This window comes from Synergistota bacterium (assembly GCA_021159885.1).
In the GTDB taxonomy this organism is placed as follows: domain Bacteria; phylum Synergistota; class GBS-1; order GBS-1; family GBS-1; genus AUK310.
Map to the genome: position 1 here is coordinate 1 of JAGHDO010000053.1, position 10,836 is coordinate 10,836.

Annotated in this window: 14 protein-coding genes; 8 read left to right on the forward strand and 6 right to left on the reverse strand. The window is 44.4% G+C overall.

The features are described from left to right. The 6 genes from J7M13_04825 to gltA form a co-directional block, all read left to right on the forward strand. A partial coding sequence (locus J7M13_04825; GenBank protein MCD6363306.1) for a carbamoyltransferase HypF occupies nt 1–1,350 on the forward strand: 1,350 nt, incomplete at its 5' end. Between the two features lies 1 nt (nt 1,351). Next, entirely contained in the window at nt 1,352–1,567 is a 216-nt protein-coding gene (locus J7M13_04830) for a HypC/HybG/HupF family hydrogenase formation chaperone (GenBank protein ID MCD6363307.1), read from the forward strand. 22 nt (nt 1,568–1,589) lie between these two features. Further along, on the forward strand, nt 1,590–2,591 hold the full coding sequence (hypD, locus tag J7M13_04835) for a hydrogenase formation protein HypD (protein ID MCD6363308.1): 1,002 nt from the start codon (nt 1,590–1,592) through the stop codon (nt 2,589–2,591). Beyond that, entirely contained in the window at nt 2,584–3,564 is a 981-nt protein-coding gene (hypE, locus tag J7M13_04840) for a hydrogenase expression/formation protein HypE (GenBank protein ID MCD6363309.1), read from the forward strand. Before hypD ends, hypE begins: the two co-directional genes overlap by 8 nt. Nucleotides 3,565–3,593: 29 nt before the next feature. Further along, nucleotides 3,594–4,439, forward strand: a complete 846-nt coding sequence (locus tag J7M13_04845) for a sulfide/dihydroorotate dehydrogenase-like FAD/NAD-binding protein (GenBank protein ID MCD6363310.1) — start codon at nt 3,594–3,596, stop codon at nt 4,437–4,439. Next, nucleotides 4,432–5,838 carry an NADPH-dependent glutamate synthase gene (gene gltA / locus J7M13_04850; GenBank protein MCD6363311.1) on the forward strand — a complete coding sequence of 469 codons (1,407 nt, stop codon included), beginning with the start codon at nt 4,432–4,434 and terminating at the stop codon, nt 5,836–5,838. Before J7M13_04845 ends, gltA begins: the two co-directional genes overlap by 8 nt. Before the next feature lie 46 nt (nt 5,839–5,884). Here the strand turns inward: gltA and rpsI are convergent, their stop codons facing one another. The 5 genes from rpsI to J7M13_04875 form a co-directional block, all read right to left on the reverse strand. Next, nucleotides 5,885–6,280: a 30S ribosomal protein S9 gene (gene rpsI, locus J7M13_04855; protein ID MCD6363312.1), complete on the reverse strand. Its 396-nt coding sequence runs from the start codon at nt 6,278–6,280 to the stop codon at nt 5,885–5,887. Nucleotides 6,281–6,294: 14 nt separating this feature from the next. Continuing rightward, nucleotides 6,295–6,732 carry a 50S ribosomal protein L13 gene (gene rplM, locus J7M13_04860; GenBank protein ID MCD6363313.1) on the reverse strand — a complete coding sequence of 146 codons (438 nt, stop codon included), beginning with the start codon at nt 6,730–6,732 and terminating at the stop codon, nt 6,295–6,297. Between the two features lie 69 nt (nt 6,733–6,801). Continuing rightward, nucleotides 6,802–7,458, reverse strand: a complete 657-nt coding sequence (locus J7M13_04865) for a hypothetical protein (protein ID MCD6363314.1) — start codon at nt 7,456–7,458, stop codon at nt 6,802–6,804. Between the two features lie 20 nt (nt 7,459–7,478). Further along, nucleotides 7,479–8,069: a hypothetical protein gene (locus J7M13_04870; protein ID MCD6363315.1), complete on the reverse strand. Its 591-nt coding sequence runs from the start codon at nt 8,067–8,069 to the stop codon at nt 7,479–7,481. 97 nt (nt 8,070–8,166) lie between these two features. Next, entirely contained in the window at nt 8,167–8,439 is a 273-nt protein-coding gene (locus J7M13_04875) for a hypothetical protein (GenBank protein MCD6363316.1), read from the reverse strand. A 148-nt stretch (nt 8,440–8,587) separates the two neighbouring features. Here J7M13_04875 and J7M13_04880 point away from each other — a divergent pair, with 148 nt between their 5' ends. Next, on the forward strand, nt 8,588–9,244 hold the full coding sequence (locus J7M13_04880; protein MCD6363317.1) for a GntR family transcriptional regulator: 657 nt from the start codon (nt 8,588–8,590) through the stop codon (nt 9,242–9,244). 18 nt (nt 9,245–9,262) lie between these two features. After that, nucleotides 9,263–10,174, forward strand: a complete 912-nt coding sequence (locus tag J7M13_04885; GenBank protein MCD6363318.1) for an isocitrate lyase/PEP mutase family protein — start codon at nt 9,263–9,265, stop codon at nt 10,172–10,174. A 20-nt stretch (nt 10,175–10,194) separates the two neighbouring features. On the opposite strand, the gene J7M13_04890 is transcribed toward J7M13_04885, so the two are convergent. Next, nucleotides 10,195–10,836: creatininase family protein (locus J7M13_04890; protein MCD6363319.1), on the reverse strand; the 642-nt coding region annotated here is incomplete at its 5' end.

Below are 10,836 nucleotides of genomic sequence, written 5' to 3' on the forward strand. Positions count from 1 at the left end.
ATAGCCCCAAATAATAAATATTTGGGCTTTATGCTCCCCTATACCCCACTTCATTATCTCTTAACCGAAAAATTCGAGGCTCTTATAATGACGAGTGGAAATCTCTCGGACGAACCGATAATTTATGAAAACGATGCTGCTCTCAGAAAGCTTAAAGATATAGCTGACTTCTTTCTAATGCACGATAGAGACATATACACTCCATGCGATGACTCTATAGTTATGGATGGAACGGTTATAAGGAGAGCGCGAGGTTTTACCCCCCTACCTCTTGTGGGAAAAGAAGATTTTCCACCTATACTCGCCTGTGGAGGCGAAGAGAAATCCTCATTCGCTCTAAGCAGAAAAAACACCATTATTTTGAGCCAATATATAGGAGATCTCAAAGACCTTGAGGCTCTTGACAGATACAAATTGCTCATAGACAGATTCAAAAATCTTTTTGGAATTGAACCTCAATATGCAGTCTGTGACCTCCATCCAGCATACCTTTCAACGAGATACGCTGAAAGCTTAAGCTTGCCTCTCCTCAAGGTTCAGCATCACCATGCCCACATGGCAAGTTGTATGTGGGAAAATGGAATCAATGAGAGAGCAATAGGCATAATACTGGATGGAACCGGTCATGGAAGTGATGGAACGATATGGGGTGGAGAAATACTTGTAGGAGATACCTCAGAATTTGAGAGAGTGGGATATATAAAGCCAATTCCCCTGCCCGGAGGAGATAAAGCTATAAGAGAACCATGGAGAATAGCCTTAAGCTATCTTTACGAAATCGGTAAAGAGGAACTTATCGAAGAAAGAAAGAGCAAGGAAGTTCTAAAGCTACTTAAACTCGGGATTAATTCCCCCCTATCTTCGGGATGTGGAAGACTCTTTGATGCAGTTTCTGCGTTTCTTAACATAAGAAGAGAGATCTCGTATGAGGCTCAGGCTGCCATAGAGCTTGAGGGCATAGCTTATGAAGATGAAGAGAAAAACTATCCGATAGAGCTGGAGGAAAAAAGTGGAAAAATCATTATAAACTGGAGAGAAATGTGGATGAAGCTTATAGAAGATGTAAAGAGTAAAACGCCCGCAGAAGTATGCGCCATGCGCTTCCACAACTATTTAGTAGAAAGCCTGTCCGAGGCAGCAAAAATCATAAGTGAGAGAACGGGTATTAAAAAGGTAGTATTAAGTGGAGGGGTTTTTCAAAATCGAATAATCTTAAGAAAGCTAAGGGAAAGCTTGACTAAAGCCGGCTTTAAGGTTTATCATCACAAGGAGGTCCCCACAAATGATCAGGGAATAGCGGTGGGACAGATCGCCATTTGTGCCTCTAAGATCAAGAAGGGGGAGATCTAACTTGTGTTTAGCAGTTCCACACAGAATAATTGAGATAAACGGAAATGAAGCTATAGCTGAGATCGGAGGAATAAGAAAAAGAACAAGAATAGATCTGCTTGAGGATGTCAAGGTTGGAGACTATGTGCTGGTTCACGCGGGGTTCGCCATAGAAAAGCTTAAACCCGAGGAGGCAAGAGAGATAATTGACGCTTGGAGAGAAATTACGGAATCTTAAAGTATCAAGACCCTTGCGGTTTATGGAAGTATGCGGAACTCACACGGTTAACATATGCAGATTTGGCTTAAGGTCTCTTTTTCCGAAAGGAGTGGAACTTAGAAGCGGTCCAGGATGCCCAGTTTGCGTAACCCCTGCTTATGCCATAAAGATGAGCGTTGATTTAGCCTTAAGAGATGATGTCATCATCGCTACATATGGGGATATGCTTAAGGTTCCAGGACCAACGGGAACGCTTGAGGACGTTAAATCCAGAGGGGGAAGGGTAATCACGGTGTATAGCATAACCGAAGCTATAGATATCGCTGAAAGGAACGATGATTTTAGAATCGTTTTCTTAGGTGTAGGTTTTGAAACGACAGCACCTGCAAGCGCTTGGGCTATTAAGGAAGCTAAAATAAAAAACATCAGAAACTTTTCACTTTTGTCCTTCCACAAGCTCATCCCTCCTGCGTTGGAAGTCCTTGCATCTGAGGGAAGCTTGGACGGTTTTTTATGTCCCGGTCATGTAAGCACCATAATAGGGGTAAAACCGTACAGAGAGATAGCGCAGAAATATGGAATCCCATGTGTCATATCCGGTTTCGAAGCAGAAGATATCATTATAGCCATGATGAAACTTATAGAGATGGCTGAAAAAGATACAAGCGATGCTTATAATGCATACCCAAGAGCGGTAAGAGAAGGTGGAAACAGAAAAGCGCAAGAGCTGTTGGCAGAGGTATTCGAAGAGGAAGACAGCGAGTGGCGTGGACTTGGAACTATCCCAAAAAGCGGGCTTAAGATAAAAGACGAGTTCTCAGACTTTGACGCTCAGCTGATCTTCTCGCTCCAGAAAGAGAAAGTACCCGATCCTCCGGGATGCAGATGTGGAGAGGTTCTTAAAGGATATATATACCCCAATGAGTGCCCCCTGTTTGGAAACACATGCACTCCTGACCATCCCATAGGCCCCTGCATGATATCAAGCGAAGGAAGCTGTGCAGCCTATTATAGATACGGAGGCAGGATAGAAGATGATTAAACTATCACACGGAAGCGGAGGAGAAAAAACGAGAGAAATAATAGAAAAACTCCTTCTCCCCGCTTTTAAAAACCCCGTCTTAGAAAGATTAGAAGATAGCGGAAGAATAGGAAACATCGCTTTAACGATTGACGGCTATACCGTAAAACCGATTTTCTTTAAGGGCGGAGATATCGGAAAGCTATCTATAACAGGTACCGTGAACGATCTCGCTGTCTCAGGAGCCAGACCAAAAGCTATAGCCCTCTCAATAATCGTTGAAGATGGCTTCGCTGAAGAAAAACTCGAGAGAATAGTCTCCTCTATCTCAAAGGCGTCTAAGGAAACAAACACCCCTATAATAACGGGAGACTTCAAGGTGGTAAGCAAGGGAGAAGTAGACGAAATATTCATCATAACGAGTGGCATAGGTGATATTTTTTATCCCGATCTGGGGGCGGAAAAGGTCTCACCGGGGGATCTCGTAATAGTAAGTGGGCCTCTCGGAGACCACTCCCTCGCTGTTATGGGAGAACGATACGAAATAGAGTTGCCCGAGGATTTCAAAAGCGATTGTGCTCCTCTAATAGAGCTCGTTGAAGCGATAACAAGAATCGGTGGTGTAAAATGGATGAGAGATCCAACACGAGGAGGCTTAGCATCCACACTAAACGAGCTTGCCCAAAGTACAAAGTGGGAAATTATGGTATATGAGGAAAAGGTGCCTTTTAGAAAAGAAGTACTCGATTTCTGCGATATTTTTGGCTTTGATCCATATCACTTAGCTTCAGAAGGAAGATTAGTAGCCGTCGTGGAAAAGGAAAAAGCGATAGAAATAATCGAGGAGATGAGGAAAAACCCTCTCGGAAAGAAAGCCGAAATCATAGGAGAGATAAGAATAAGGCGGGAAGGAAGAGTCATAGTCAAAACATCATTCGGAGGCCTAAGGCTACTCGATCCCCCCCGGGGAGAGCTTTTACCAAGGATATGCTAAGAAAAAGGAAAGGAGGTAGGACGAGAAAGATGTACCCAATTCTAAGCGCCAAAAACTTAGCACCAAACATATACGAATTCGTGGTCAAAGCACCTTTAGTAGCCCAAAATGCAAAAGCGGGGCAATTTGTCATATTAAGAATTCACGAAAAGGGAGAGAGAATCCCTCTAACTATAGCTGACTACAACAGAGAGGAAGGAACCATAACATTGGTATTCCAAGTAGTTGGGAAAACCACAGATGAGCTCTCTACTCTAAAAGCGGGAGATAGCATTAGAGATTTCGTGGGCCCCTTGGGAAACCCCTCGGAAATTGAGAATTTCGGTAAGGTTATGGTAGTCGGTGGAGGAGTGGGAATAGCTCCTGTCTATCCTATAGCGAGAGCTTTAAAGGAGGCCGGAAATGAGGTAATCGGGATAATCGGGTCGAGAACCGCAGAGCTTCTTTTCTGGGAAGATAAGATGAAGGATGTTTGTGATAGCCTTATAGTTTGCACGGACGACGGAAGCAAGGGATTTAAGGGATTCGTAACGCAAGCTATGGAGAAAGTTTTCACCGAGCAAAGGGATATCAAGAAATGCTGGGCTATAGGGCCGCTTATCATGATGAAGTTCGCGACACAGGTTGCCAAAAAATACGAGGTTCCGATCATCGTCTCCTTAAATACGATAATGGTTGACGGGACTGGAATGTGCGGAGCATGCAGATGCAGCGTTGGAGGAAAGACATACTTCGCTTGCTCTCACGGTCCCGAGTTTGACGGGACGCTCGTTGACTTTGATGAGCTTCTTAAAAGAGCTGACAGATTTAAAGAAGAAGAAAGAATAGCCTGGGAGCGCTACAAGAAGATGAAGGAGGGAGCACAGGATGGCTAAGGTCAGAAAAACGAAGGTGCCTATGAGAGAACAGCCCGTTGAGGTAAGAATAAAGAACTTCAACGAGGTTCCCTTAGGATACACCCCAGAGGAAGCAATGGAAGAAGCTAAAAGATGCCTTCAGTGTCCGGATGCTCCCTGCGTTAAGGGATGTCCCGTCGGAATAGATATTCCCGGATTCATAAGAGAGATAAGGGAAGGAAACTTTAAGAAAGCCATAGAGATCATAAAAAAGGATAACTCTCTACCGGCGATATGTGGAAGGGTTTGTCCTCAGGAAGAGCAGTGCGAGATGGAGTGCAGGCTTAACAAGATCGGCGAACCAGTAGCAATAGGGAGACTTGAGAGATTTGCAGCAGACTGGGAAGCAGAGCAAGGAATCGAAAAGCCAGCTTTACCGCCCAGAAAGGGCATAAAAGTAGCAGTTATCGGATCAGGTCCCGCAGGGCTTACTGCAGCGGGAGAGCTCGCGAAAATGGGATATGATGTCACAATATTTGAAGCGCTTCATGATACCGGAGGAGTTTTAAGATACGGTATACCGGAGTTCCGTCTGCCCAAGAGAATAATAGATAGAGAAGTGGAATATATAAAGATGCTCGGCGTTAAGATAAATGTAAATGCCATCGTCGGGAAAACGATAACCATAGAGCAGATATGGAAAGAAGGTTTCCAAGCGATGTTTATAGGTACAGGCGCGGGGCTTCCAAAGTTCATGAATATACCTGGCGAAAACTTAAACGGCGTTTACTCGGCAAACGAGTTTCTAACAAGGGTTAACCTGATGAAAGCATACCTATTCCCCGAATATGATACCCCGATAAAGATAGGAAAGAGAGTTGCGGTTATAGGCGGAGGAAACGTAGCGATGGACGCCGTTAGAACCGCAAAGAGATTGGGCGCGGAAGAAGCCATGATAATCTATAGAAGGACTGAGAAGGAGATGCCCGCTCGAATAGAGGAAATCGAGAGAGCAAAGGAAGAGGGAATAATATTCCATCTCTTAACGAATCCGATAAGATATATCGGCGATGAGAAGGGAAACTTAGTAGCGGTTGAGTGCATAAAGATGAAACTTGGTGAACCCGATGAAAGCGGAAGAAGGAGACCGGTTCCAATCCCCGGATCGGAGTTCACGATGGAGATAGACACAGCAGTAGTCGCTATAGGAACGGGACCAAATCCGGTTCTTCTGAAGGCTTTTCCAGAGCTGAAACTGAACAAATGGGGATATATAGACGCTGATCCAGAAACAGGAGCAACATCCGTTCCCGGGGTCTATGCGGGCGGAGATATCGTAACGGGAGCAGCCACCGTTATCTCCGCGATGGGCGCTGGCAAGCGCGCCGCGAAAGCCATAGACGAATACCTCCAGAAAAAACTTAAAGGGGGAGCTTGATAACCCAAGCTCCCCCCTTCTTCTATCAAAAAAACCTGTAGAATTCTTAACGCTTGGAACTCTGATAGAGCCTCCTTGCCTTCATCCTTCCGTATTTCTTTCTTTCCTTCATTCTTGGATCTCTCGTTAAGTATCCTTTCTTTTTCAAAGCAGGCCTCAGTTCCGGATCATACTGAAGCAAGGCGCGAGCTATGCCCAGCCTGATGGCTCCCGCCTGACCTGATAGCCCTCCTCCTTTGACATTGACATAGATATCGAACTCTCTTTCCTTGCCTATCTCTCTCAGTGGCTCGAGAGCATGGGTTCTCCAGATCTCTCTCGGGAAGTAATCCTCAAAGCTTCTCTTATTCACCATAATATTACCTTCACCGGGCTTCATCCAAACGCGAGCGACCGCCGTCTTTCTTCTTCCAGTTCCATAATAAAGCCACTTATTCTCCAAAGCCTTTCCCCTCCTTAAAGATCAAGAGGCTCAGGATTCTGAGCCTGATGAGGATGCTCCGGACCCGCATAAACCTTCAACTTCTTAAACATTTTCCTCCCCAATCTATTCTTGGGAAGCATTCCCCAAACGGTTCTCTCTATAATCTTCTCAGGAGCTTTTTGAAGCATCCTCTCATAAGTCGTTATCTTCAAACCACCGGGATATCCCGAATGGCTATAAAGCTCCTTTTTGGTCAGCTTCTGACCGGTGAGCTTTATCTTCTCAGCGTTTATAACCACCACATAGTCACCCGTATCAAGATGAGGGGTATATATAGCCTTATGCTTGCCCCTTAGGACATGCGCTATCCTCGCAGCCAATCTGCCCAAAGGCTTATCCGTAGCATCAACAAGATACCACTTTCTCTCCATCTCCCTCGGCTTAGGCATATATGTCCTATTTCCAAACATGATTTCTCTCCCCCTTTATCCTCTTTCATCAGGCACGATCCTAATTTTAATACAGGCTCCTCTCTTTTGTCAATAGAAAAGCTTAAGCAGGAAACCATCACAGCCGCCTTGATAGGAATTAAGAGCACCCGGAAGATCAGAAGCCGATGTCATTCCAGTAAGAAATAGCGCCCCGTTTTTTGAAGCACCTATGGAATAAAAATAGATATCTCCGTTTCCTTTCAATTCATAAATTCTCTTTAAAGACCGTAGATCTTCTCCCGCTCTTAGAAGAACTCCCCTATAAAAACCTTTCTCCTTCTGGGAACCAACAGCGTATATGTATCCGTTTCGAGAAATCAACATAGAGCTAACCCCATCAAGATTTTTCTCCCCTGAATAAAGAAGTCTATTTATCTTTTCTAAATTAGCGCTAAGTTCAGCAATAAATCCATCATAATTTCCGCCATAGGAGTTTACGGCGCTCGGAAGATCCGGCGACTCAGTCTGCCCACCCACAAGGATTTTTCCCCCAGGAGAAACAACAAGCGCTTCAACATAATCGTGATTCTCACCGCCTATATAAATTGATCTGATGATGCGCTTCAGATCTTTATCGATCAAAGCAACGAAGCCATCGCACCAGTGATACAGATCAGAAGCTTCTGGAATATCCCTGGACCATGTAAAGCCCCCTATGCATATCCTCCCATCAGGAGAAATAGCCATAGTACTTGCCTCATCCACAGCGCTCCCTCCGAAATAGATCAGCTTTTTATCTCCTTAAGATCAGGAGTAATCTGGGCGACAAAAGCATCAGAGTACCCAAAAGGCTTATTAGAGGCGTGAGGAAAATTAAAAGAAGCCGTAGCACCACAGATATATATGTCTCCTTCTTTAGAAACGCAGACCGATTTCGCAAAATCTCTTTTGTTTCCTCCGATATAGATAGTCTGCCTCACGCTATTTAACTTTGCATCTATCTTGGCAATGAAGGCATCTCCTCCACCAGAGTATGAATTAACCGCGCGTGGGAGATCCTCAGATTGCGTTGACCCGACTACAATAACACCTCCATCACGAGAGAAAGCCAAGCCATAAGCATAATCGTTGCCTTTACCTCCAAATGTTAAAAATCTCTCTATTTTCTTGAAATCAGGGCTTATTTTCGCTACGAAAGCATCATAATTCCCCTTTTTAAATGTATATCCAGCAACATAAACGCTTCCTTCTTTTGAAACTGCAAGAGAGCTAATGAAATCAAAATTTCCTCCTCCAATATAAAGCGACGACACCGGAAGTGCAATACACTTTCCGGTAAGAAAAAGCATAATAAAGAGCAAACAGACCAATCGCACAGAAATTCACTCCCTTTCAGAAAGCCAAAAATAAAAAGGGCAAGGCTCGAATGTGGGAACCCTGCCCTTTACCCTTAAAGCCCTTTAGGCACACCTATTAAGCTTGCGCCTCGAAAGCCTCTCCCGGCGGGGTATACGGAACTCTCTGCCCTTCCCTGTTGTAGGTTTGATTCGTCTCTTGAGCTTGTCCTGCCTCCTCCTGATGCCTTACTCTCATGACCATCTGATTCCGGTTCTGTAGCTGAATCTGATCTCTATTCTGAAGAGGATTTGCATTCGTAGCCCTGCGATTAGGGGGAACGTTATTCATCATTCTTCTGTACTGATCGATCCTATTCCACGGATTAACCATCCCCATGCCTACACGCATCCCTGCATCACCCCCTTTTCTATTATAGCACCAAAAACGAACTACTCAAGCAATTTATTAAGAAAAAATTTTCCTCTTTCTCTTGACTTTATAGAATATATTTTGCTATCATCTTGTTTAGATTTCGATACATCAAGGGGTGGGGCTGGTGAGGAAGGGAAAAACATTAGCGGATAAGATCTATGAAAAGCTAAAGGAAGAAATCATATCTCGAAAGAGAAAGGTCGGCGAGAAGCTCGTTGAAAGAGACTTAGCCCAAGCCTTTAAGGTTAGCATCACTCCGGTTAGAGATGCCTTAAGAAAGCTCGAGGATGAAGGACTCGTTGTAAAAAGCGGCAAACTAAGATCAGTAAGGGGGATAAGCGCAAAGGAGCTAAACGATTACTACGAGGTGCGCTTTCTGCTTGAACCTAAGGCAGCAGAAAAAACCGCAGGAAATTTATCCGAGGAACAGAAAAAGGAAATGGAAAGCCTCTTAGCCAAGATGAAGGAAGCAGCTCAAAAAGGGGATTACAACGCGTTAGATCTATTAAACAGAAGATTCGATGAGATCATCTATGAGGCATGCGGAAATAACTATCTTAAGCAGGTTCTTCAGGAGATACTTGCCATAACCCTACCTTATCGCGAAATAGCAAGCAGGATACCGGAAAGGACGAACATAATGATAGAAGAGCACCATGCTATATACGAAGCCATTAAATCCGGCAACGGGAGAAAAGCAGCAGAGCTCGTAGAAAATCACATAAGAAGCTCTGCTAATAGGGTTATAAGGATAATAAAGGAGCTCGAAGATAAGATATGATAAGGAGGGCGATACAACTTGGGTAAAAGCTTAACCAAGATAGCAAGAGAGCTCATCGAAAAGCCGGGGATAATTGTAGCTCCGGGAACATATGATGCGCTGACCGCAAAGCTCGCTGAGAGCGTGGGGTTTAAGATGGTTTTCCACTCAGGATATGGAACAGCAGCCTCACTTTTGGGACAGCCAGATGTTGGCTTGGTTTGCTTTAAGGAAATGTGCGAAAGGGTAAAATATATGGCGAGAGCTATCAACATTCCCCTTCTCTGCGATGCCGACACCGGATATGGAAACGCCATAAACGCTTATAGAACCGTCAAAGAGTACATATGGGCAGGAGCTTCCGGATTATTTATCGAGGATCAGCTATGGCCCAAGAGATGTGGGCATATGGAGGGAAAACAGTTAATCCCCTTGGAGGAGATGATAGGGAAAATAAAAGCAGCTATAGACGCCAGAAACGAGGAGGACCCTGACTTCCTGGTGGGTGCTCGAACTGATGCTATTGCTGTTTGCGGATTTGAAGAAGCAATCAGACGTGGAAGGGCTTATAGAGAAGCAGGAGCGGACTTCATCTTCATCGAAGCACCAACATCGCTGGACCAGCTTGAGAAGATTCCAAAACTTATACCGGACACTCCCCTGCTCCTGAACTTGATAGAGAAAGGTAAGACTCCGTTTATAACAGTTAAGGAAGCCGAGGAGCTTGGCTATAAAATAGTTATACACTCCGTGTTCGTACTCTATACGGCAGCTAAAGCCGTAAAAGAGGCCTTATCTTATCTTAGGGAAAATGGTATTACCCCCGGATACGAAAATATGATGCCTTTCCCAGAGTTTGCAGAATTTATAGGTTTACCTCAGGTAAGAGAAATGGAGAAAAAATATCTGCCCAAAGAGATTCTCGAAGAAAAATATAGGGGGCAGGTTTAAAAAGCCTGCCCCCTAAAGCTTTACTTTTTATAGCCGTATTTCCAGTCCTTTTTCTCCATCTCCTTAAAGAAGTTAACGATTAGCTCAACGAGAACCTTCTTCATCTTTTCCCCCTTCTCTTTCGTAGCCTTTGTTGGATCACCGGTAGCGCCATACGGGGTTAGCTCATCAAAGCTCCACTTCATCTCCACCTCGGTTGGCAACTCTGGAACGACCCCCTTTGCAACGCTCATATCAACGAGCTCAGGCTTTAAGGCAAGCATAATCGATGTTTCTCCCTCACCAGCATGCCCAAGTCCATCCCATACCTCAAAAGTATCGGGAGGAAGAAGCCTACCAGCGCTTATCCACCAAGCATCAAGCGAGGCTATCTTCACATCGGGATGCTCCATCTTTATAGCACGAGAGGCTATTTCTATTGGAGCTATATTCCCATCATGTCCATTCATAATAAATATTTTCTTTATTCCATGTTTAATAAGCGATCTTAAAATGTCCTTTATAACTTCTATAAGCGTTTCAGAACGCAAGCTTATGGAAATCGGGAACATGCTATAGTGCTCGCTCATACCGTAGTAAAGCGGAGGAACGACAAAAAGTCCCTCGACTTGAGAAGCCACTTCTTTGGCAATCTCAAGCGCAACTATGGTATCCGTGCCATA